The sequence below is a fragment of the Chloracidobacterium sp. genome (assembly GCA_016715795.1).
Classification (GTDB): domain Bacteria; phylum Acidobacteriota; class Blastocatellia; order Pyrinomonadales; family Pyrinomonadaceae; genus OLB17.
The window spans coordinates 403209-426557 of sequence record JADJXP010000001.1; the positions used below are offsets into that span (position 1 = coordinate 403209).

At 56.6% G+C, this 23349-nt stretch carries 17 protein-coding genes; 5 read left to right on the plus strand and 12 right to left on the minus strand.

Annotated elements, in window-relative coordinates:
• The first annotated feature begins 2 nt into the window (after positions 1-2).
• The gene (locus IPM59_01875; GenBank protein MBK9214342.1) at positions 3-3977 is read left to right on the plus strand and encodes a hypothetical protein; all 3975 of its coding nucleotides are present in this window, start codon (positions 3-5) and stop codon (positions 3975-3977) included.
• A 1-nt stretch (position 3978) separates the two neighbouring features.
• On the opposite strand, the gene IPM59_01880 is transcribed toward IPM59_01875, so the two are convergent.
• The 5 genes from IPM59_01880 to IPM59_01900 are packed head-to-tail and all read right to left on the minus strand — an operon-like array spanning position 3979 to position 10986.
• On the minus strand, positions 3979-5871 hold the full coding sequence (locus IPM59_01880) for an NAD(P)-binding domain-containing protein (protein MBK9214343.1): 1893 nt from the start codon (positions 5869-5871) through the stop codon (positions 3979-3981).
• 1 nt (position 5872) lies between these two features.
• Positions 5873-7282, minus strand: a complete 1410-nt coding sequence (locus tag IPM59_01885; protein ID MBK9214344.1) for an FHA domain-containing protein — start codon at positions 7280-7282, stop codon at positions 5873-5875.
• A gap of 1 nt (position 7283) precedes the next feature.
• On the minus strand, positions 7284-9761 hold the full coding sequence (locus tag IPM59_01890; protein ID MBK9214345.1) for a cyclic nucleotide-binding domain-containing protein: 2478 nt from the start codon (positions 9759-9761) through the stop codon (positions 7284-7286).
• A 29-nt stretch (positions 9762-9790) separates the two neighbouring features.
• Complete coding sequence (locus IPM59_01895; GenBank protein ID MBK9214346.1) at positions 9791-10255, minus strand: zinc ribbon domain-containing protein; 465 nt, start codon at positions 10253-10255, stop codon at positions 9791-9793.
• Positions 10255-10986 (minus strand): hypothetical protein, encoded by a 732-nt coding sequence (locus IPM59_01900; GenBank protein MBK9214347.1) that lies wholly within the window; start codon positions 10984-10986, stop codon positions 10255-10257. The genes IPM59_01895 and IPM59_01900 overlap by 1 nt, the downstream gene beginning before the upstream one ends.
• Positions 10987-11441: 455 nt before the next feature.
• On the opposite strand from IPM59_01900, the gene IPM59_01905 reads away from it, so the two are divergent.
• From IPM59_01905 to tnpA, 3 genes are all read left to right on the plus strand, one after another.
• Positions 11442-11912: a hypothetical protein gene (locus IPM59_01905; protein ID MBK9214348.1), complete on the plus strand. Its 471-nt coding sequence runs from the start codon at positions 11442-11444 to the stop codon at positions 11910-11912.
• Positions 11913-11992: 80 nt separating this feature from the next.
• On the plus strand, positions 11993-12871 hold the full coding sequence (locus IPM59_01910) for a hypothetical protein (protein MBK9214349.1): 879 nt from the start codon (positions 11993-11995) through the stop codon (positions 12869-12871).
• Positions 12872-13609: 738 nt separating this feature from the next.
• Positions 13610-14062 (plus strand): IS200/IS605 family transposase, encoded by a 453-nt coding sequence (tnpA, locus tag IPM59_01915; protein MBK9214350.1) that lies wholly within the window; start codon positions 13610-13612, stop codon positions 14060-14062.
• 1 nt (position 14063) lies between these two features.
• Here the strand turns inward: tnpA and IPM59_01920 are convergent, their stop codons facing one another.
• From IPM59_01920 to IPM59_01930, 3 genes are all read right to left on the minus strand, one after another.
• Positions 14064-14423 carry a hypothetical protein gene (locus tag IPM59_01920; protein MBK9214351.1) on the minus strand — a complete coding sequence of 120 codons (360 nt, stop codon included), beginning with the start codon at positions 14421-14423 and terminating at the stop codon, positions 14064-14066.
• Positions 14424-14641: 218 nt separating this feature from the next.
• Positions 14642-14878 carry a hypothetical protein gene (locus IPM59_01925; protein MBK9214352.1) on the minus strand — a complete coding sequence of 79 codons (237 nt, stop codon included), beginning with the start codon at positions 14876-14878 and terminating at the stop codon, positions 14642-14644.
• A gap of 249 nt (positions 14879-15127) precedes the next feature.
• Complete coding sequence (locus tag IPM59_01930) at positions 15128-15577, minus strand: hypothetical protein (GenBank protein ID MBK9214353.1); 450 nt, start codon at positions 15575-15577, stop codon at positions 15128-15130.
• 739 nt (positions 15578-16316) lie between these two features.
• Between IPM59_01930 and IPM59_01935 the strand changes: the two genes are divergently transcribed.
• On the plus strand, positions 16317-18860 hold the full coding sequence (locus tag IPM59_01935) for an Rne/Rng family ribonuclease (GenBank protein ID MBK9214354.1): 2544 nt from the start codon (positions 16317-16319) through the stop codon (positions 18858-18860).
• 36 nt (positions 18861-18896) lie between these two features.
• On the opposite strand, the gene IPM59_01940 is transcribed toward IPM59_01935, so the two are convergent.
• From IPM59_01940 to IPM59_01955, 4 genes are read right to left on the minus strand one after another with little or no spacing between them, the layout of a single operon-like run.
• Complete coding sequence (locus IPM59_01940) at positions 18897-19763, minus strand: hypothetical protein (protein ID MBK9214355.1); 867 nt, start codon at positions 19761-19763, stop codon at positions 18897-18899.
• Entirely contained in the window at positions 19764-20714 is a 951-nt protein-coding gene (locus IPM59_01945) for a hypothetical protein (protein ID MBK9214356.1), read from the minus strand.
• A 59-nt stretch (positions 20715-20773) separates the two neighbouring features.
• Positions 20774-21556, minus strand: a complete 783-nt coding sequence (locus IPM59_01950) for a hypothetical protein (GenBank protein ID MBK9214357.1) — start codon at positions 21554-21556, stop codon at positions 20774-20776.
• A gap of 6 nt (positions 21557-21562) precedes the next feature.
• Positions 21563-23221, minus strand: a complete 1659-nt coding sequence (locus IPM59_01955) for a heme-binding protein (protein ID MBK9214358.1) — start codon at positions 23219-23221, stop codon at positions 21563-21565.
• Positions 23222-23349: the final 128 nt, after the last annotated feature.

A 23349-nucleotide genomic window follows, 5' to 3' on the forward strand; every position in this document is an offset into this window, starting at 1 on the left:
CTATGAGGTATTTCGACATGAGGGCGGCAGCTACCGCGAGCGAACGCATGAAACTTGTTATCATGCTGGCCTTTTTGTGCTTCCTGGCAGCAGCGCTGTGGCGGAACGAAACCCACGCGACACTCACCGACGACCCGCCGTCGGCACCTCAACAACAGCCGGATGTGTCGACAAGCCCGCCGCGTCAGCAGACCCAGATCGAAGGCTGCGTCAAATGCCACAACAATATCGAACCGATGCATCGATACAACAACCGTGGCGATGTCTTTGACAAGATCGACGCCGATGGCAAAGATGCGATGGGACTTACCTGCACATCGTGCCATGGCGGGAATCCGGCCGCCACGACGTCAAAAGATGCTCACGTCCGGCCGCGCTATCCAAAAGCATGGGGCTGCAAGGAAAATGGCGAATGCTCAAGCCGCAATCCCGAAAGGACAAATACTCTTCTCGCGAAGGAGAGCCGTGAATTCGTCCGGTTCATCAATCCGGGTGATTTTCGTGTGGTCGGCCAATCGTGCGGCGAATGCCATTCGGACGAGAACCGAGCTGCATCGCGCAGCATGATGGCTCACGGCGCGATGCTGTGGGGCGCCGCCCTATATAACAACAGCGGTTATCACCTGAAGGATTCGCGCTTCGGTGAAAGCTACAGCGAAAATGGCGTATCCCAATCCCTGATCGCCGAACCGCCGCCCAGCCACGACGAACAGATGAAAAAGGGCCGGCTGCCTTTTCTCGATCCGCTGCCGCGATGGGAGCTTTCTCAGCCGGGAAACATCCTGCGTGTGTTCGAACGCGGTGGCAAGCGTCGCCTTGAGGTCGGGCTACCCGATAAGGAAGAGGAGAACGGAAAGCCCGATAAGGGGCTCAGCCCTCGCGGGCTCGGGACGAACAACCGGACCGATCCGGTCTATTTGGGCCTGCAAAAGACGCGCCTGCTCGACCCCACGTCAAATTTTCTCGGGACTAACGATCAGGCAGGCGACTATCGTTCATCAGGTTGCAGCAGTTGTCACGTGGTTTATGCTAACGACACCAGTGCTGTCGCATCAGGCCCATATGCGGCTAATGGGAATGAGGGATTTTCGGCCTCCGCCGACGAAAAGATCCCACGCCGCGAGTCGGGTCACCCGATCAAGCATCAATTCACGTCTCAGATCCCTACACAGCAGTGCATGACCTGTCACATGCATCCAGGCACAAACATGGTGGCGACCTATCTCGGCCGCATGTGGTGGGACAACGAATCTGACGGCAAGATGATGTATCCGCAAGACCGACAGATCGACCCAAGCGAAGCTGATAAGGCTCGCAAACTCGACAAGAATCCCGAAGCCGCCTCGCTCAGAGGGCTTTGGTCAGATTCCGCATTCCTGCAAAATTCCGGTACCGCCGAGTTCAACAGCAAGCTCTCTCGAGTACAGTTCGCTGACAGTCATGGACACGGATGGCTGTTCAAGAACGTTTATAAGAAAGATAGAAAGGGCAATCTTCTTGATGCCAACGACCAGATCGTCCTGCCCGGTGATCCCGAAAAATGGAACAAGGCCGTGCATTTGCAGGACATTCACGCCGAGAAAGGCATGCACTGCGTTGACTGTCATTTCAGGCAGGACAGCCACGGCGACGGCATCCTCTATAATGAACCGCGTGCCGCGATCGAGATCGGCTGCGTGGACTGCCACGGTTCGATCAAGGCAAAGGCAAACGCCATCACCAGCGGCCCGGCCGCTGCCGCGCCGTCCAAGGGCGAGCTCACCCAGCGCGAACGAGCCAACAAGCCGCTGATCGGCCGCGATCTGACACGCCTTCGCTTCCGCTCGCCGGACGGCCGCCGTCTGCCGGTGCTCGAGGTGCTGACCGCTGCAACGGCTCGTAACAAGAAGTGCACCGACGAGAAAGGCAGCCCTGTAGCGCTCAAAGCCGGCGACATTGTCCAAAATGCCATTGTCGAAGCTGGCAAGTGCTGGAAGGTAACTCAGACAGTTGACACTGTTACACCCGGCAACACGGATTATAACGAGAAGTCCGCCTACGCTAAGACCATGCAGCGTGACAATGCGACATGGGGCGATGCGGCGGTCGGCGATGACCGTCTGGCCCATCGTGACAGCAGCATGACCTGCTATACATGCCACACTGCATGGGTAACGAGCTGTTTTGGCTGCCACCTCTCGATGGAGGCGAATAGCAAGATGCCGAACCGGCATTTCGAAGGCGGCGATTCCCGGAATTTCACAACCTACAATTTTCAGGTCCTGCGTGACGATATCTTTATGCTCGGCAAGGATGGCACCGTCACCGGCCATCAGGTCGCTCCGGTCGCATCGCGGTCGGCGATCATGGTGAGTTCGCGCAATCAGAATCGCGAATGGATCTATCACCAGCAGCAGACGATCTCGTCCGAGGGCTTTAACGGCCAGGCGTTCAACACGCATGTGCCGCATACGGTGCGGGGAAAAGAGACGCAGACATGCTCCGACTGCCACGTTTCAAAAAATAACGACAACAATGCATGGCTCGCTCAGGTGATGCTGCAGGGGACGAACTTTGTCAATTTTATGGGCCGCTATGTGTATATTGCGGCGGGACATTCGATCGAGGCCGTTGCGGTCACCGAACACGATGAACCGCAGGCTGTGTATGGCAGCACGCTCCATAAGCTCGCCTATAAGGACAACTACGAAGATTTCATCCGCGACGGCCGCGAACTCGATGAGGTCTTTGAGAACAAGGGCCGGCCTGAGGCATTGCAGGTGCAGGTACGCGGCGAATACGCATATGTCGCGGCCGGCAAGGGTGGCCTGCGCATCTATGATGTCGCTCAGATCGACCACAAGGGTTTCTCCGAACGGATCGTGACCGCTCCGGTATCTCCGCTGGGCCAAAGATTTCATGTCGATACAAAGTATGCGACGGCCGTTGCCGCTCCTTCTACGCTTGCTGTTGACCCGACACGATGGCGAACCGTGCGAAAAGATGATGGCACCTTGATACAGGTTCCACCGGACGAGGCCGTCAGGCTTGATGCCGAGGCCAAGGCGGCCGGCAAGCCGTCACCTGCCGTCAACGAGGAAGGGCCGATCCATCCATTGTACGGATATCTTTACGTTGCTGACCGAGAGGAAGGCCTGATCCTCGTAGGGGCCGGCACGCTGCTCGATGGCGACCCGCGAAACAATTTTCTCAAGCGGGCCGTCACCTTTAACCCGAACGGCGCCTTGACGGGAGCCAATAACATTACACTTGCGGGAAACTTCGCCTACATCACGACCGATCGGGAACTGGTCATCGTAGATCTTTCGACACCGCACGAGCCTAAGCTCACGGCTCGTATCGCATTGAATCATCCAAAGGCCGTTGCTATCCAATTCCTCTACGCGTTCGTCGTCGATGGTGATGGGTTGAAAGTGGTAGATATCCGTGAACTTCGATCGAGCGGCCGTGCGAGGCTGGTCGACGGAGCTGCCGTTTCTCTTCGTGACGCTCACGATGTCTATGTCGCTCGAACGTACGCATATGTGGCGAACGGGGCCGAGGGCATCGCCATTATTGACGTTGAGCGGCCGGAGCAGCCAAAGCTCGACCAGGCATTCAATGCGGACGGCACGATCAATGACGCCCATGCGGTTAAGGTCGCGATGACAAATGCCAGCCTGTTCGGATACGTCGCTGACGGAAAGAACGGCCTCAAGGTGCTGCAGTTGACCGACCCTGAGACGATGCCCAATTACGCCGGATTCAGCCCGAGGCCTGAACCGCGGCTGATTGCTACATTCAAGACAAAGGGTGAAGCCCTCAATATCTCAAAAGCGCTCGACCGCGACCGAGCGGCTGATGAGAGCGGCAATCAGATAGCCGTCTTTGGCCGTCGAGGAGCAAGGCCCTTCAACTTTGAGGAGGTCATGCGGATGCTTCGTACTAACAGTGGCAGCGGCGATTTCTTCACTGTTTCAGACGAACCGATCAAATAGCCTATTTGATCGTGATCCCGATAGATTCAAGAAAGCGGTTCGGCCGTTCACCGCCGATGAGAGCGAAAACATAGTCGTTCGGGATCGTCACGATCTCCTGTTTTGTCCTAACATTTTCAATTACAACCTCAGCTTCGCTCATCTCTTTGATCCCGGCGCCAAAGCGCAGATCGATCAGGCCGTCCGTGGCACACTTATAGAGCTGCAGCTTATTGCCAAATTTGACGGTCGGAGCAAGTGCTTCGCGAACGAGCAGCGTGACACGGTTCATATCCGCAGGCGAACGCGGCGAGATAGCCGAACCATCGCGCACAGCGACCAGATCGACTGCGGCCTCGACCGCGACGTTGCCGCCGCCGACTATCACTACGTTACGGCCGCAAAAGTCCATCGGATTTGAAAGGCTGTAAACAACCTTGGACTGCTCGCGCCCATCGATCACGACCTTCATGTCCTCATTTGGCAGTCGTAGTTTGTTTGGGGCCCCGCGGAGGCCGATCGCAATGACAACGCGGCGGGCCGTGTAGGTTCGGATCGCCTTCTCATTGCCACGCTCGGTCGTTACGGTAAAGTAGTCACCTTCTGAGGAACGAACCACTGCCGTACAACTCTCGTGTTCGTTCACCCTCACGCCTTTGTCGTTTAGGGCACCGAGCCAAACGTCGAGTATGTTCTCTCGCTGGTCGCCCGGTATCTTTGTCGCCAGCTGCGTTGCGATCTTCCGTGAGAATTCCGCGATCAACTCATCTTGCCTCGGAATGAATTGCGACGCGAATGCTCCCGCCGGATCGCCGGGACCGCTTGACCTGAGAAACTCGGTGATCTGCTTCTTTAGCTCCTTCTCGATCTTTTCGGTCAACCGCTGCGATACACCGGCCCGCAGGGCATTTGGGACCTCCGCGATCAAGCGGGCGTGGACGGCCGGTGACGCGGCGTGGACTATCGCGGCCAGCTGATCGCCGATAGCGGCCATTCCCGCTCCATCCTCGTCAGCCTCGACGTTGCCATATTTCGTCTTGGCGAGGCCCAGGCCGGTGACTGGCAACCCGCCAAACCATTCCTTGGTGTCAGGCTTAAAGAAAATGTACTTGCCCTTCGGATACAGGTCGATGGTCGAGAGTATGTTGTTTTGCTCCAGCGCGACATAACGCAAACCGCGGTCTACCGCGGCTACTGCGGCTGAAGCACCGCCGGGGCCAACGCCAATGATCGCAATATCATACTCGGCGCGAGGCTCCGGCGCAGAACTCGTCAATTCTGTCCTGATATGCTCAACGACCTCGGCACCTTCCTTGACCGCATTCTTGATCAGCGGCACGCCTGAGACATCGCCGATAATATAGCAGCCCGTCACGTTAGTTTCGTAGCTTGAGCCGTCACGAGTCGGGGTCGGCAGCGAGCGGATCTCTTTAGTTGTGTTGATGATGATGCACGCCTTTGGATTGACCGGACATTCGGCCTGACAAGCGGTGTCTTCCATACACAGGTCCGGAGCGACTGCCGCAGCCGTCCCGTCAACTATCGCCAACACATCATGCGGACAGGCATCAACGCAGGCCTGACAGCCGATACAGCGTTCGGGAAAGATCACCGGATGCGGATAGTCTGGCCCGCGGTATTTGTCGAGGCCGAGTTCAGCAAGCTCGTCCGGCGTGAGTTTTCGTATCACGGGTCGCGATGCTCCGCTGTCACTCTGCCTGAAAATGCCAAACGCCCGCGCGGCATCCTTAGCCAGAACGATGAAACCAACAACGACCGAAACAAGCCCGATGCTTAACCAGCCGACGGCCGTCAGCCCGCCATAGGTTGCGCGCGACTCAGCGGCAGCACCTAGGTTGATCCAAACCAGCAACGCCAGCAGAGCAAAACATATAAAGATGTGGAATGCACGCATCTTATTCCTTTTCGCCGCGAAGCTTGGCCGTTACCGCATCGTTGCGGCGTTTCAGAGCTTCATCCGAGAGAAACTCGCTCCAACGGCCGCTGCTGTAAGGATGCTGCACATGACATGAGATGCAGTTTGCCTGCCCGGCCTGGAAGCGTTGATCGCGGCTCGTATCGCCGGCGACGTTCATGTGGCACGCAGCACACGTCTCACGGGGCGTCACACGATCGATCGGGTCAAAGCTCTTGTGACACGTCGAGCATGAGACGAGGCCAAACTTGTCACCCGCCAAACCTTCCGGTACCTTGAGTCGCGCTACATGAACCGTGTGAAAATGCCGGCTGATCCGATTTTGATCGTCTTTGTCACCGGTCGCCGGGGCATTAACCTCAGGAATCGCATCGGCCTCCTCGCGATAAAGGCCCTGCCACGTCCACTTGCCTTCCGCGGCCGGATACCCGTACGATCCGCCGTGTGCGGTTCGAACGGTCCTGTCGTTGTAACTGTTCTTATTATTATCGTTATGGCACTGGGCACAACCTAATATCGCGGAGCCATTAAGCGAATAGTCCTGACCCTGATGCTCCTTGTGGCAAGCCGTGCATGTGATCCCTGCATCTTCATGGGCCTTCGTATTCGACGCATGGAATTGTTCGGCAGTATGGCATCGAATGCACGCGTTCTCCATTGGCTCACGGGGCGAATGACAAGTCGTGCATGAATTCTTGTTCGCCACCGTTGCGATCATGCGCTCATTGGAATCAGCCGCATGCGGGTTCGCAAGCGGCCTCGGAGCGTAAGCCTGCGGATATCTGTAATACGCAAAGACCGCGATCGCGCCGACAGCGAGTAATGCCCAGATAAAAAGGCCGACTGCCCAGGGCCGACACAGGTCACGTGTCGGGCGCCAGTTGAACATTGCTTTTCCGGGGATCGGCTCGGCCGTCGGCCTCAGCCTTGTGCCCCAGTCTTCCTTTTCCCTTGTCCGTTTATCCCAGAATGCATCGAGGACCCCGCCGGCGGCACTCTCATCAGCGGATGCGGCCGCACCGTTTAATGCTTCCGGCTCGGCCACAACACCCGTCACGGCCCTCTGTGGGCGGAGCAATATCTGCTCGCCTATGCGCGTTACATCTATGATGAACGGGCCGATCTGGATGATGTCGCCGTCGGCGAGCACATCACTCTTTTGCGGCCCGAGCGGACGGCCGTTCAGCGTCAGAACATTAGCCTTTGAGAGATTGACGAGCGAGTAATTGCCGGCTTGAAAATTGATGCTGGCGTGTATTCTCGAAACCGTGCTGTCATCGAGACTGATCTCGCAGCTCACGAGACGGCCGAGATATACGGCATCCTTCGCAAACGGGCGCGACCGGCCATCGGCGGTAATGACAGTGAATTTTCCTTTCTCCGTAGCCACCTTATCTCACGTTAAAGTAAACAGCTTGAACGACATGTATCAACATGAACGTCAGCATCAACGCCGTGAACAGCACATGCGGGGCGAGCCATAACTTCAGTAGCTGGTGCAGATAGATCAAGGCATCGACCCGCCTAAGTGTTGCCGCATTCTCGACCGCTTCCATCAGTTTCGCTCCATCGAGCCTCGACATGCCCTCCGATACCTCACCAAATCCCTCGCGCGCCGATGCCAGCATTGCCGGCAGGTCCTCTCGCCGCCAATACTGCCTTAACAAATAACGCAGGCCGAGAAAACGCCGCCGCACTTTCGTCTCGATAAGTTGGCGAAGCTTGGGTTCGCCTGCCTCATCAGCAGCGCGTATCAGCTCTGCACGAAGCTCATCACGGCGTGCCTCGAGGTCTTCGACCAAGAGCGGTTCGCGTTCGATCTTTGTCATAAATCGAGGAACGACGATATAACATATGGCCCCGAACAGCCCTGATGCGATCACGAGATCAAACGAGATCATCAGCAGCGTCGTCAGCATTCCACCGGAACGCGTCCCGCCATGGATCAAGAGCAGCACACCCGCGATCACTCCGATATAAATGTGCGAGATCATCCAATAGCGCAAGGCTCCGGCACGTCGACGATAGATCTGTTTCCTGACCGGATACAGCATTACCCAAACGATGCCTGCGAGGCCGGTGAGGCCGGTTACCCAGCGCATGGTAAGCCACGATCCGTCGATCAGGGCCGTGTCCTGCGAAAACCTGATGGTTGCCCACAATGCCGCCGCGCCGAGACCGACTATCGCAATGCCGAGCAGCATGTGAAGCATGCGGGCCCGGTTATCCGCCCTGTGGATGTTTACTCCTATGGCATGCGTCTTTGTTCGCTGGATGAGGCCAAGGGCCTGATTGACCTCGTCAAAATACTCCCGCGGATTCACGCGCAGTAGAGCGCCGGTCGGACAGTTCTCTTCGCAAGAGTAGGCCGCGGTCGAGGCCCCGGGCGGATTCAGGCCCGTTCCCTTGCATAGATTGCATTTAACAGCAACAAGACTCTCGGTTTGCGTGACAGGCAGTGGTAGTCGAGCTTCTGACAACGAAAGTTTTGATAAAGCCCTGGCAACAAAACCGCCTGAGGCTCCGTTACCTCCGTCCCGGGCGATCATTGAGATCGCATCATAGGGACACTGTGTCGCACAGTCGCCGCAGCCTATGCACGTCGCCGGTTCGATGTCGATCTCGCCGTCCGGAAACCGCGCGATCGCACCGGTCGGACAACCGGTCAGGCATTCGGCATCCTGGCAATGCATGCATACGGACGGTGCCAGGACACTTTGCATCGCGGCCTTGTTCGGTTTGACCGGCCGTTCGATGTGTATGCCGCGCCGCACAAGCCGCGAATTGCCGTGCACCTGATGACATGCAAGCGAGCAATTGCCGCAACGGACACACTTGGCCATGTCCATCACGAGCAGGTTCACGCCGTCAACCACGCCGGTCTCGATCTCTTTTGTGGTCGCGCTCACGACACGAGTGTCAGTCGGATGAAGCGGCACGGGCGTCTCGTTACCCGCCGATCTCGTAAGAAACGGCAGGACCACATCACTGAGTTCACGATCCTCACGCAGTCGGCCCGCGGCGATCTCGACTATCTCGGCACGGCCCCGAACGGTAGCCGTAAATTTCCACTTGGCCGATCCCTCGATCGCCTCCAGGCCCAGGCAGGAGCCGGGCCCGAGGAAGTCCAGCCCCACCGACCGATCGGTCTCGATCAACAGGTCGGCGGCCCTTGGGTTAAACTCGACGCCGCTCACACGTTGGATCCAGCCATTGCGAACGTAGAGGACGCGGTTGATCGGGTCGCCCTCGGAAAACAGTACGTGATCCTTCTCAAAGACCGCGAAACGAGCAGCGTCGTCGAGCCGCTGCAGGATCGCAGGGGCGATCTCGGTTCCGGCAATGTCGCGAAGTTCATTGAGTGTAAGCGAAAGGCCGTAGCCGCGATAATTCCGGTCGAGCGAGCGGCCAAACTTGGGCAGCTTACGCAGTAGCCGGATCGCCGGGCGCGTGAACTCAAGAACGAGAGCCGGTGCCGCATCAGCCGCAACCGAAACGGTCGCCGTCCGAGGCGTCCCCGACAGCAGGGCCATCTCGCCGAACGAATTGCCCGCCGGTATCTCGCCGACCTTCTTTTGGTTACCGTTCTGTTCCGTTATTGATGCCTCGAGCCGGCCGGAAACGAGGATATAAAAGATGCTGCTTTCCCAGGTGTTTTCGCGGACGATTCCTTCGCCCGGTGCGAACTCGAGCAGCTTTACATACGGCCCGACCTGCTTGCCGCGATAGCTGCGGCCAAAGAGGATGATGTCCATGTCGAGCTCGTTCTTAAATTCACCATTCGGCAATTGCTCGACAAGTTCCGAGACGATCTCGACGTTGCGAAATGCCTCGATCGTCTGCTCGTGGTTTTGGATCTCACGCGGCATCGAGTTGTCTAAAAAGGAACGTTGGAAGTTTAACGCAATCGCGGCAAAATCGCGAAGAATGCGATCAGCAGCCCGACGAGAACCCAGCCCGCAATGATCACCGCGCCGATGATGAGCAGGAGTTTTGTGCGGTTCATTCGAGGTGAGGCCGCTGATGCGGCAGGCGCGAGTTTTTCCTTCCCGATCGGCTTGATCACCTCAACGCCTACGCGAGCCGTGGGCGACTTTGGCGAGGCGGCCGGCGCGAGGTCGTTTAGGATGGGCTTCTCGGCCTCGGTCAACTGCTCGGACGGCACCGAAATGTTCAGCCCCATCTCGGACAGCATCTGGTTATACATCGTCTTCCCGACCTGCATCGTGCCGTCAAGCCTTTGGAATTCTGATGTGTCCTCGCGCTGCTCCTCATCCACGAGGGCATGGCCGCACGCAGGGCAAAATGCCTTGGTTACGCTTACCTCTTCGCCGCATTTGTCGCACGGACGCTGGCTCATCATCAATTGGGCTTGTGGCAGATCGTGCAGTCCTTGCCTGTTGCAAAGCCGGGCCGCTGCTTGACCTCGGGCCGTAGTTTCGCCGCGGCATCATGACAAGTGTTGCAATTGATGTGATACGCGAGCTCGTTGTTGAGGTCCTTGACGACAGATTTGCCGCCCTCGGTGTATGTGGCCGTCGGCATCTCCTTGTCGTCCGGCACGCTATCAGTCTGGAAATGACAATACCGGCACTCATTGACCTTTTGCGAAGAAGCCTTCCACGAATCGAACGTCAGCGTCACGTCGCGTTCCGACGTAAGCAGCGGCGGTTTGAGGGCCGATCTTGGCTGGTCTGTATGGTGGCATTCCACGCAGCCGATGGGCGATTTTCCGTCAGGGCTGTAGGGCTGGAACGCATGCGTATCGTGGTTGAACGGCACCTCGCCATACTCTGACAGGCTGTCTTGGCCAAGCGTAAACTCCTTACGCATCGTCTTGTTCCCGGCCGGGGCAGAATTCGCTGCGGCCGTGTTCGCAGGTATGACGGCATTAGCTGCCGTATTAGTGTTTACCGGCTTATTGACGTTCGTCGCGACGTTAGCGGCCGCCGGCGAAGCCTTTGGCGTCGGCGATGGCACCGCACCCGCAAATGCCAACGAACCGCCCCCCGACGCGCCAACGCCATTCAGCACCAACCCTAGGCACACCAAGCCAAAGACACCTACAACCGCCAATTTAGCCGCGTTTTTCATAATGATGGATCGCACCTATTAGAACTCGATTCCGCGATCAATGTCAATGTTTTCAAGAATTAGACAACATTGACTGAGACGGCCGGAGTAGCAATACGGGTTGTCTCAGAACGCTCCCGGACCTCGTCACCCGCCCGATCACGGCCCGCGCTCCGACGATCTCACTCACCACTCATCACTCATCGCTGTTCCCGTTCTCCATTCTCATTTCTCACTTCTCATTTCTCACTTCGCCGGTGTGCTACTCATTGTCTGTTGATCGCCTGCATACAATGCGTATAATCGGAAAGCGGGCCCCCTTGCCCGCCCGCGGTCCGACAATTCTCAATTTTCAATTTTCAGTTCCCAACTCGTCGCCGGCCTCTCACAAGAACAATGAGCCGAATAAACCGACTGCCGCCGCTACAATCTTGATCTAACACAGCTAGATCAAGTATCCTTTGCGCTCGAAACAAATGGCACGCGCCCACTCATTCGTAATCACCGTCTCAAACAACAAGACGGAACGCGAAGGCATCGATTACCTCCGCGAACACGAGACCGGCTTCTTCTTCGTTGACCGCGTGACGCGGCGCCACATCCTCGACCTGCTCGGCCAGCCATACAGCTTTACGCGAGCGTTCGATATGGTTTACATCCCACGCTACGCCGGCGAAACCGTGACGCCCGAAATCATCGAAACACACCTCGACGAAATAATCCTCGTCGAGCTAAAGACAACAAAAAAATTCCTCCCCAACAACCCAAAAGGCTTCTTTTTCGGAGCCACAGAAAACGAATTCGAATTAGGCCGCCGCCTCGGCGACAAATTCCGCTTCGGCTTCGTCTGCCTCAATCCGCTATCGCAGTCGGCAGTAATGTTGTCGGTCCCGGAGCTAGAGGCGATTTTGCGGAACAGAAGGATTCAATACCAAATAAACCTATGACACGATTACTTGGATTCCATGACGGAGAGCAGATCCCCGAAATAATTAGGCGAGGAAGGCACATCGGTTTACGGTACGCGGTGACGGTAACCTTGTTGTTGCTCTTTGGATGCTCAGGAGACAGGCGCATCCAAGGAAGCGTTTTTGTCGTTACTAACGGTGCCGAAAACGTAAAGCTAGGCCTCGTTAAAATCACAATAATTCCCGAAGACGTTGCTACGAAGTTCGCGAGCGAGAAGAAAGACGCTGTCACTTCTGCACTCTCGGTACTAAGGGAACAAGCTGATGCACTGCGCCCCGAACTTGAACAGGCTCAAGCCGATTTCGACGCATCGAAAAAAAGCTACGAACTAGTAAGCTCTCAGCGCGATAGCGCCAAGTCTAAAGTCAACGCTTTAGACGCACAGTTCAATCCATATGCGCTCGAAACATATTCATTTCTTAGTGAATACGACACGCCTGAGCAAATTGCCGAACGAGCGCGCCAGGCCCGGCTAGGTAAGCAGTTGAATTCTCTTAGGAGACAACTCGTCGCCATTGAAAGTAGATTGGCGCAGGCTGGGACTGAACGAACAAATAAGGAGACCGAGTTGAATGCTGTAAAAGGGCGTCTCGCCGTGATCTTCGCTAAAATGACGTCGATAGCAGCCCCGGCTGTCCTGCTCGACGGCGTGCCTGAAGGAATTGCCAAAGTGGTCACCGACGCCGAGGGGAAGTTCGAATTAAAACTGCCTAGTGGCCGGTACGCTCTTTTCGCATCAGCTCAGCGCCGGATCGTCACTTCGACCGAAGAATACCATTGGATGATCTGGGTAAATGTTGCGTCAGAGGCACCTACCCTAATTCTATCCAATCAAAATCTCCTTGGGGAAGATTCTGAAGATTCCGTTTTCAAACTGAAGGAACTTCTTCCAAAAGATGCCCAACCGGCATCCTCCCCGGAGTCTGTAAAGCTCTGAGTTAGATTGGGCGTCTAAATAGCAAAACTGCTCGTTGGGGCCGAATATTCGGTTGTAAACCACTTACATACTCTGTATTCCCATAGTTCGGATGGGTGGTTTCCATTTCGAGTATTGTGTCGACTAGTTCCCAACCTTCCTTTCCCAGTAGCGTAAGATCATCGTCGCTGAAATTCACGTTAGTACCGTTTAGTCGGGAATTATTTTCAGGGCTCAAACCCAAGACATTAGTCGAAACCTTACTAAATTGAGCTTGGACGTTGATCACCTTGTACGCATACTTCGGAACTGGTTTGAATACAAACCAGCCTAAAAGGATTAAAGTTAAGCCCGCAATGGCAATTAGAATGTAGCCTTGTGTACGATTCATGGTCGGCGTGGGACTCTCCAGACCTCGCGGTCCGGCTGTGTCGTCCGACTGCAAACTCTTGTAATGATACTGCGGAGTATCCTCTCTCATAACACATATCTCCCTGATGTTTTTTTGGCTGCGGAAGTAGAATAGCGCGGATTTATCGAGGTCGTCTATTTCACCATAATTCTATGGGTTCCCATTTTGTCCAGACGAAGGCGGCTTCGCCAGGCAGTTCGTCTGTGTTGTCTAAAACGTCGTCATAGGTTAGGCCGTCCCAATCGTCATCTTCACATCGCCGAGCGATGGCTCACTGTAGCCGTGGGTGATAACCCACGGTAATCGTGTTATAAACGATTCCGTCGCGTAGCGACGATTGAATCGACATGGCAAACACCTATTCACAGATCTATTTCCATCTGGTGTTCAGCACAAAGAATCGGGCCGAGCTGATCTCTCAGGACATCGAGGAGCGAGTTTGGGCCTATGTCGCGGGAGTGGCCAAGCGGCATGGCATTTCGCCGATTCAGATCGGCGGTATGGAGGATCATATTCACGCGCTATTAGGAGTTCCTACGACCATGGCGGCGAGCCAGGCGGCCAAACACGTTAAGGGTGATTCCTCATATGGCATTCGTCGCGAGTTTCCCGGCATGCAAAACTTCCGCTGGCAAGACGGATATGGTGTCTTCTCCGTATCTCGGTCCGCGATTGCGGATGTCGTGCAATACATCAAGGACCAGCGTAAACATCATGCAAAGCAGAGCTTTGAGGACGAGTACGAGGCTCTATTGAAGCTCCACGGTATCGATTTCGACCCTAAATATCTGTTCGATTGATTCAATCGTCGCTACGCGACGGTATGTTTGGGTGATCTCGCGTCCGTGGGTTTTCACCCACGGCTACAATGACCGGGCCGCTACGCGGCTGTTTAGACCAGAGTTCGAGTGGTTCCCATTTTTCCCAGACGAAGACGGTGTTTTCATCTTCGATCACGTCTTCGACGGTTAAGCCGTCCCAATCGTAATCATCGCCATAGCCTTGCGAACGAACGTCGAGCATATCGGGACCATCTCCGGCGTAGCCGTCGAGGAAGAGCATCGCGACTTCGCCGCGGGTCAGCGGGATGCCGCCGCCTGAGCCATTTCGCGGGCGGGCGAGGATTGTTTTTACCACATCGGGGTATTCGCGTTCTTCCATAGATTTCCTCCGCTGAAAAATCTATCGCTCACGAATCAATAGTCCAAAATCGACTATTTCTGAGCATAGCCACGTCGTTCACGGCGTGGATAGGGTCGTAAAGATTTCAGAGGGCGTTTTCAACGTCCTTCTCGCTGTTGGCTTAAGCCGCCAGATTTAAGCCCGTTAAAACGGGCTAAGGAATTGACGTGAATCGTGACCACGCCCTAAGAACGTGGCTATGTAACCGCGAGACGGCGGTGCCAGAGGCAGCCGTGGACAAAGATCGCGAGCCGGTTGCCGACAAAGCTGATGTCCGGACGAACCGAAGAGTGACGAGTAAAGGGTGATGAGTGATGAGCAGAAGACCCAATCCGGATCCGGCGGTGCAGCCGATAGCCTCGGAGGCCTGAGTGCCACAGGGCGCGGCGTAAGAGTAGTTCGGGCTTTGAGTCCTTCGCTCGGTTCGCGCTCATTACGCGCGAGACGACCTCGGTCTTGGGCACAGGAGATCGTTTGTCGCGGACGTACACGTCAATCAATTTAGAATGGAAGATCGAGAATTGAAAATGCGGAGCGGCCCTAGGTCGATCGTCGCCAACGCGATGATATCCTTGCGCGCTCCGTAGCCGTGGGTTGTCACCCACGGCTACGATCACCAAGCCGCTACGCGGCTGTTTAGAGCCAAAGTTCAAAGGGCTCCCATTTTTCCCGGACGGGGGTTGTCACCCACGGCTACGATCATCCGGCCGCAACGCGGCGTGCGGTGGCGACCGTTTGCGCATATGGTTATTCGCCGAGCGGCGTGAGATGGCGGCGGTGCGCAGGTCGAGGATCATTATGCCGTCGATGTCGATCTCGAGTTCGGGGAATTCGAGCGTTTCGCGCACATCGATATTGAATTCCTGCAGCAGGCGATAAGCGCGGATCATCTTGCCGCCGCGTGGGCCTGACGGGCCGATGGCGTATGCGTCGCGAATACCGAGCGCCGTCGCCTGCAGGCCGATCCGCTGGTTGGCCTTGTCAAACAGCAGGTGAACGGCCTTTGGCGCGCCGAACCGCTCCCACGTTCGCTTTGTGAGGCAGATGTGCCCGTCGCGATTGAGGCTCACATGCATCGCCGCCCAGACGCCTCGCGTCTTGTCCTTAGGACATCGCACCCAATTGCCTTTCATAGTTTGATCACTGTAGCATATAAACCCGTGCGTGTCAAGCCTGCAACGTCCGATGTTTCTTAATTCGTGCATTCGTGGCTAATAATTGCCCGGAGAATAAGCCACGAATGCACGAATAGCAACCGCAAAAGGGGTCATAATGGCGGACGACGACGGCCGACACTCGGCATGCGATGGGCGGTGACAAAAATACCTCCACGGCCGCCAAAGTGTGACGACAGAGGCAGTTTTTGTCGATACACAAGCGAATTTTGACCCCCAAAAAGCACTTTTTGTCGATACAGCAACCGGTTCCGTCACGACAAAACGCCATTTTTGAGGGACAGAGGCTCTAGTGTCCCCATGTTCCGACATTTTATGTTTACTAACCCATAATTCTTAGTTATACTTATCTCAGTTTGCCGCGGGCCGAGTGCCTGACGGGCGAATGGTCAGATTTTGAGGGCCCTTTGTGGGCCCTGATTGGAAATTAGAGATCTTTTCGGGTGCTGAGCACGCTCACTGGTTGGGCTAGGTGCTCCCCGAGCGCCGCGATACGTTCGCGGGCTGTATAGAAGCTTCCAGCGTGAATTCAATTCGACACTTGCCCTGGGCACTCGCCCAGGGACCAAGCCATAGGACCAAGGTTTACGCCGGCGGCTCATCTCACGGCCGTTAGGGCCGGATCACATCCCAAAAGCCTGACCACAATTCGCCAAAAGCGGCATTCAAGATAGATTTTTGAAGCAAGGATATTTGTATGGCTAAAGAGCTAATTGTGAGCGTCAATGGACGCGAAAAGAAGATCGCCATTCTTGATAATGGCAAGGTTACAGAGTTTTACATCGAGCGCGGCGAGGAGAACCAAGGCGTCGCGGGCAATGTTTATAAGGGCCGCGTGATGCGTGTGCTGCCGGGAATGCAGTCGGCGTTCGTCGATATCGGGCTCGAACGGGACGCGTTCCTATATGTGTCGGACTTCTTCGATGAGGAAGAGGAGATCGAGCGCATCGTCATGGAAAAGGGCAAAAAAGGCCAATCGGACGAGGCAAAACGCGAGGCCCGCGAGCAGGTCGACCGCCAGCGCGTAGAACGTGAAAAACAGATGGAATCGGCTCAGGAGGTTGCCGACGGCACAGTCAGCGAACCGCTGTCGGACGAGGCGGTTGACGAGATCCTGCCGCCGCCAACGCCTGAGGACAAGCCCAAACGCGGCCGTGGCCGTGGAAAAAAGGCCAAGGACGAGCCGTCAGCTGATGCCGTCTCAGACGACGGCGTCGAGCCGATCGAGATCGATTTTGACGCGTCCGGGTTTGAGCGTATCAGCGACGATTCCGACACCGGCGAGATGTTCAAGGATGCCTATATGCAGGAGGCGATCGTCGATCGCGTGCGGGCTGTAGAGTTTGATATGGAATCGACCGGCGTTGCCGAGGTCGGTTCGCTCCTCGATGATATGGGCGGTGGTGGCTTTGAACGCATCGCCGACGAGGAAGAGGAAGCGAAACCGGCCAAGGGCCGCGGCAAAAAGGCCCCGGCAGCCAAGAAACCGGCCGCCGAGAAGAAGCCCAAGGCCGCGAAGTCACCGGCCAAGAAGGTCGCCGAGAAGAAGCCAAAGGCCGCGTCTTCGCGTTCGAAGAAAAAGCCCGCCGAGGGCGAGGAGCCGTTAGCCGACGCCGAGGCGAGCGTTCGCGAGTCCGACGATAACGCCGAGATGGCGGTTCGTCGTGGCGGTCGGGGCCGTCGCCGAAACGTCAAGCCCAAGGGCAAGGCGCACGCCAACGACGATGTCGATGAGGTAGATGGCGACGAGCTTATCGAGAACGGCGCCGCGGACATTGAGGCCGAGAACTCGCCAGAATCGGCCGAGACCGATGGACCGCAGGCCGACGAGGCAGGCATTTCAGAGGAAGAAACACCCGAGCCGGCAGAGTCTGTTGACACTGACGACGAATCGGAAAACCGTTCGGACAACCGCTCAGATCGCGGCCGCGACCGCAATGATCGTGACCGCAACCGTCGCGGCTCGCGCGGCGGGCGCGATCGCAACGGGCGTTCAGACGGCCGTCGTGACCGCGGGCCGCAGCCTGTGATCTCAGACCTCCTCAAAGAAGGCCAGGAGATCCTTGTCCAGATCGCCAAGGAACCGATTGCCAAGAAAGGCGCACGTATCACTTCGCACATCGCTCTGCCGGGGCGTTACCTCGTCTATATGCCGACGATAGAGCACCTCGGCGTCTCGCGAAAGATCGAGTCGTCAAACGAACGCGGCCGCCTTCGCACAATGCTGCAAAAGATCCGTCAAGACCCGGATATTCCATCGGGCGGTTTTATTGTTCGCACTGCGGGTGTCGGCATCTCAGAGGAAGACTTGCGTAACGACGCCAAATTCCTCGCCCGCAGTTGGCAAGACGCCAAGAAAGGCTCCGAGAAGAAAAAATCTCCGGCGCTCATTCATCAGGACCTCGACCTCGTCCAACGTCTGCTGCGCGATCAACTTGCGGACGATTTTACGGCCATTCGCGTTGACAGTGAGGAAGAGTATCTTCGCACCGTTGAGTTCATGGAACGCATGGCCCCGCGAATGGTCAACCGCGTCAAGCTCTACACCCGCGACGAGCCGATCCTCGACTATTACAACGTCCAGGAAGAGATCGACAAGGCCCTAAAACCGCGCGTTTGGCTCAAATCCGGCGGCTATCTCGTCATCAACCAGACCGAGGCGCTCGTCTCGATCGACGTCAATACAGGCAAGTTCGTCGGCAAGGGCAACCAGCGTCTTGAGGACACGATCACCCGCACCAACATGGAGGCCGTTGACGAGATCGCGCGGCAAATTCGGCTTCGCGACCTCGGCGGCATCCTCGTGCTCGACCTGATCGACATGGAAGACCGCCGCAACCGGCACAAGGTCTCGCAGGCCCTGCAAGAGGCCCTGCAGAAAGACAAATCGCCGACCAAGGTACTGTCGTTCAACGACTTCGGCCTGATCATCATGACCCGCAAACGTGTCAAGCAATCGCTCGAACGCACAATGTGCGCTCCCTGCGAATACTGCGAAAGCTCTGGCTGGGTCAAATCGCCGACAACCGTCGCCTACGAGATACTCTCCGAGGCAAGGCGTCTCTCCAAGCAGGTCGAAGACATCCGCCACAGCACGCTCCGCGTGCACCCCGAGGTCTCAAAAGCCCTCCGCAGCACAGAGCGAGAGGTCATGGAGGAGATCGAGCATCACCTCGGCAACGTCGATATCACCTCGGACCGATCGGTCCACCAAGCCCAGTTCGATTTTGCGTTTATCTAGAGAACTAAGAGGCCGTCTGAAGAGGCGGTCTCTTTTCTATTGAGCCGAGCCGGGGAGCATGTCGAAGCCTGAGCCTTTGTGACAGCGGGCGCAGCTTGAGAAGTTCATCGGATCGTTACCTGAGAACGCTCGCGAGCCATCGTGACACGTCGCGCAGCTATTTGGAGCTCCGTTGTGCTCCTGAGCCACAATGCTTGTAACTTGCCGACCCTGCGGACCCGGCCTGACCGAGTGGCAATCGCCACAGCCGACGCCGGCGTGGTCTCCGTGAGTGAAGACAGCCCGAAACACGTATCTTGATTGAGGCGTTCGGCTATATGGGGCAAGCTCGTGGCAGACGTTGCAGGTGCCGATCTTGCTCTCGGGCGTGTGGCACGAGAAGCAGTTGTTGTGGGCCTGAATGCTCGCCGGGATCGACTTGCCCGCACCGGCCGGTGCGTGGCAATGCGCACAGCCCGCCTCCGGACGGCCCGTTCCGTTGTCGTGCGAGGTGTGCTCAAACTTCATATTAAAGCCCTCGCGGAACTTTGTCGGAAAGGTCTTCACCGTCGGCGGATCGGCGTCAAGCTTATCGTGACAGATCGCGCACATTGCCTGCTCAGGGCTAATGAACTGATTGAGGTGGCAGCCTACGCATGAGTCATGCCCCGCAAACTCGAGTTCACGCTGTTTAGCCTCGCGGCGATGACACGACACGCACTCGAACTGTTTGTGTTCGTCGACCGCGTGCGAGAATTTATCAAAGGCAGATTCCGAGACGCGAGCAACTGGAGCGTCGGGCGTCTCCGATGACGTTATCGTCGGCGGCGTCCGGGCGGCCTGCTGTATGCAGCCGACCACGAGCAACGCGACCGAAATGGTCACAAGCAAGGCCTTTATCTTACGGATGCCTCGTGATCTCATCTATCGGGCCTTATGGCTCTCTGGTATCGGATATCGGCCGACTGCCGGAGCATGGCAATATACGCATTGAAAAACTGCCTGCTTTGCCGCAATGCTGGCATCACGCTTGCCCACCTCGTCGACGATGTCCTTGCCGTGGCAGGAACTCGTGCTGCAAGTTTGAAATGGCACGTCGGCATCCTTCATCTTGCTGACATCACTATTCTGAGTGATCCGAACGTGACAAACCGTGCAGTCTTTGTTCGCGTGATTCTTATCGGCGTGATTGAACTTGAGTGAATACCGCATTGTAACCGGCGACTCAAAATAGGGCGTCGTCAAGCTGTGGCAACCGGCACAATCGGTTTTCGTGGGCTTCACCCCCTGATAATGGCACGAGAAACAGGCCGCGTGAGATTCTGGATCGTTCTTGAAGAATTCCGCCCTAGGCTTGAAGCTATCCATCTCGGCATCTGCCAATGGCTGCATCGCGGTTGGGGCGCGCGGAGCGATTTTTGGTACGGCATCGGGCGTTTTGTGACAGATCGCACAGTTGTTGAATTCCGGCTGGTCATCTGCCCTGAAGCTCGCCAAAACAAAGTGTGCCGCGGCATACCCAATATCGCGCCGCAGCCTAGCGATCAGATTCTGATGAACATCATGCGGAAAGATCGTCTTGAATTCCTCCGAACGCGACCGCACCGGAAAAGGAAATCTCGCCACACCTCGCGGCCCGGGCGACACATGGCAGCCGGCACAAAACGCCGGCCGATTCCCGACGAGCACGCTTCTCAGGCTATGACAGCTAAAACAGGCGGCGTGCCCCGGAAAGTCGGCAACATCTGGGAATTTCCGAGCCGTCGGCCAATTTGCGGTCGGTACCTTATGGCATGATGAGCATGCCGTCTGCTTGTGTTTTGGCGTATTGTGCGAGAAATCGACCTTTCGCCGCTGCGCTGACGAGGGCATCATCAAGGCCGCCAAATAAGTTGCGGTGAGCAAAAGAAGTGTCGATGTCCTCACCAGTGTCTTCACTTATCGGGGCAGCCCTCGCTGTTGCAAACCCTGAGTTCGCGAACAAAAACCTCGCAATTCTTCACAGTCTTATTCCCTTCAGGCACCGCCAGTCTTAGGCTCGCCGGTTTCTCAGTACCGATCTCGACCTCGCAGGCCCATAGATAGCTCTTGCCGCCAAACTCAATAGGAACGATGTTGGATACCAGAAAGGCCTCGCCCTTTTTCCCGGCCGACGGCACCACCGGAATATCTAGAAAGATCGCCCGTACAGTGACGCTGTCGGTCATCGACGATTGAAGCGGCTTTGAACCGGCGAGCAGGCGCTCGGTGAGTCTGCGTCGTTCGATATAGAAACCGCTCACGAGTGCCGGGGGCATATTCGTCGTAATCCAGTCGCGTGCGATATCGGTGCGGCCATTGTATTGGGTCAACCCCTTTTGATACGCCGCCTTGAACTCGGGAATCCTATTGACCTCGTCACGTTCGACCGCACGGCAAAAGGGCGATTCGCAATTCTCGGCCTTGAGCCAGCAAACGAACTCGGGGCTTGCATTTGCGTCGCCGTAGTAACAATCTCGCGATCTGATCTCGGCTGTGCGAAGCCTGTCGATCAGATCCTTGTTTTCGTTCAGCCCGCCCTTTAGCAGGTAAAAGCGCTTTCGGGAAAGTTTCTCCTGTTTGCCATCTATCTTTACCCTGCCTGACAGTTCGAGCGAACCGAGGCCTTGGCCGCAAATACACACCGCCGACAGAGACACCACGAGAACGGCCAGTACTTTGCCGCGAATATCGAGCATTCGGTATCAATCGAGGAACGGACGCGCGGGAAACTTAAGGAACGGAAGCCGGACCCCGCGGACAAAAAACTTATCGGACCTCATGGCATCGGGCGGCGAAAAAAGACTTGCTCCACCGGCCGCGATGAGATCGTCCTGTTCGATACCGTCGCCGCTGACGCCGATTGCCCCCACGAGCGTCGAGCCCCGATAAAGCGGAATGCCGCCGGCGAATATTTGTAGGCCATTCTTGATTTCCGGGATCGTCGTGCACGGGCACGGAGCCACTAGCATCGTCCGCCTGGTATAGGCCGCGCCGCGACACACCGGCGGTGGCGAGGTCGTCAGGGCGGTGAGGACAAGATCGAGTTGAAGGCCGTTATTGAATGGACTCCAATCGGCAAGCGGTGTGCTGAAAGGCCCCGCAGACGTTCCATTGATACCATCAGGGAAGAGCGGCCGGTGTAGAAATCCGATGCCTCGATCGCTAAAGGCGATCGAGCCATTGAGCGCAAGGCCATCCGAGCTGGCCCTCGTGACATACGATCCAAATCCCGCAGCGGTCAGCTTTGCCCCGGCATCACTACGGGCGAAAAAGCCCGATGAACGCGCCTTCTGTACCGCAACATCAAGTCCAAAGACAGGTGCATCCGATTGCCGAAAAATACCAAGCACCTTGCCATCAACATCCGTTACCGCGATCGTCACTCGCGCATTGCTACCGATGGGCTGTCTGATCGCGCCTCGCGTCCGGTTTGCGAAATCCGCTGCCGCTCCAAGTATCTGGGTTACCTCGGCCGCCGACAGGGCCGAGCCCGCAACGATCGGGAACCGCGAACTGAACTGGCCGTTGACGCCATTCAAGACGCCCGGCACAAAATCGCTCGCCGGAGCTGCTATCACCGGACTGGTAACGCCACCGGGCAGACTACCAAAAGGAATGGTTGCAACATTCGGGGCACTCTCAACGTTTGCGAAAGGAAGTCGTATCCCCTCAACAAGGATATTGTCCGCCCGAATGAGCGCCGGCGTCTGAAAGCCCCGCGTCGCGGCAACTGCGATCAGTTCTTCATACGGCTGGTCGTCATCCGTAGGAATGCGGTCAACAGTGTAGATCCCATCGCCTTCGATCCCGACGCCGCCGACGGCAACACCACTCTTGTAGATCGGCCGCCCGCCCGGGTCGCCGGACAGGCCAAGCGGCAAGCCCGCAATCGCAATATCCGAACACGGCAGGCTCGAGAACTGCACGCCGTATAACGGGCCGCCCGGACGGTTGTTAATGCCCGGAGGGAAATGCTCCTGAATAATAAATGAAGCAGTGCGCGTGGAAAACGCGTTGCCACCCGACGACAGGATCGCGGCCGTCCCGGCCTTTGAATGGGAGGCGGCAGACGAGGGTACCAATAAATTCTCAAGCCCCTGGCCCGACCGCCCGACGCTTCGGATCAGCGTACTCGTCGCCGAACCTGTCATCGCAAAGGTTCCCAGCAGATTGCCTTCCTTGTCCGTTACGGAGACGGTGACGGGTCGATTGATCGATACTGCAGTCGATACCGCCTGGGCTATGATCAACTGAACGTCAGCTACGGTCAGGGCCTGAGAGCTTGCCGACCGGGCCGAGCACAGAACCAGAACGAAAGCAGCAAACAACCCGCTTTTTTTCAGGCCCGACAGATTCTTCATGATGTCTCTGGAATATGTTACAAAACGGCCGATTAGTCAAGCGCATTTTGGACCATTGTAAGTAGCACATCATATGTCCGGTAGTTGTAGCAGATGAAATGTCCGCTTTCTGCGGCGAGGGGTGAAAG

Bases quoted from the DNA above. Each gene is read 5' to 3' on its own strand.
- tnpA (MBK9214350.1), top strand. From the start codon at position 13,610: ATGGCAAACACCTATTCACAGATCTATTTCCATCTGGTGTTCAGCACA.
- IPM59_01920 (MBK9214351.1), bottom strand. From the start codon at position 14,423: ATGGAAGAACGCGAATACCCCGATGTGGTAAAAACAATCCTCGCCCGC.
- IPM59_01905 (MBK9214348.1), top strand. From the start codon at position 11,442: ATGGCACGCGCCCACTCATTCGTAATCACCGTCTCAAACAACAAGACG.
- IPM59_01895 (MBK9214346.1), bottom strand. From the start codon at position 10,255: ATGATGAGCCAGCGTCCGTGCGACAAATGCGGCGAAGAGGTAAGCGTA.
- IPM59_01875 (MBK9214342.1), top strand. From the start codon at position 3: ATGAGGTATTTCGACATGAGGGCGGCAGCTACCGCGAGCGAACGCATG.
- IPM59_01900 (MBK9214347.1), bottom strand. From the start codon at position 10,986: ATGAAAAACGCGGCTAAATTGGCGGTTGTAGGTGTCTTTGGCTTGGTG.
- IPM59_01930 (MBK9214353.1), bottom strand. From the start codon at position 15,577: ATGAAAGGCAATTGGGTGCGATGTCCTAAGGACAAGACGCGAGGCGTC.
- IPM59_01935 (MBK9214354.1), top strand. From the start codon at position 16,317: ATGGCTAAAGAGCTAATTGTGAGCGTCAATGGACGCGAAAAGAAGATC.
- IPM59_01925 (MBK9214352.1), bottom strand. From the start codon at position 14,878: ATGAGCGCGAACCGAGCGAAGGACTCAAAGCCCGAACTACTCTTACGC.
- IPM59_01950 (MBK9214357.1), bottom strand. From the start codon at position 21,556: ATGCTCGATATTCGCGGCAAAGTACTGGCCGTTCTCGTGGTGTCTCTG.
- IPM59_01890 (MBK9214345.1), bottom strand. From the start codon at position 9,761: ATGCCGCGTGAGATCCAAAACCACGAGCAGACGATCGAGGCATTTCGC.
- IPM59_01940 (MBK9214355.1), bottom strand. From the start codon at position 19,763: ATGAGATCACGAGGCATCCGTAAGATAAAGGCCTTGCTTGTGACCATT.
- IPM59_01880 (MBK9214343.1), bottom strand. From the start codon at position 5,871: ATGCGTGCATTCCACATCTTTATATGTTTTGCTCTGCTGGCGTTGCTG.
- IPM59_01955 (MBK9214358.1), bottom strand. From the start codon at position 23,221: ATGAAGAATCTGTCGGGCCTGAAAAAAAGCGGGTTGTTTGCTGCTTTC.
- IPM59_01945 (MBK9214356.1), bottom strand. From the start codon at position 20,714: ATGATGCCCTCGTCAGCGCAGCGGCGAAAGGTCGATTTCTCGCACAAT.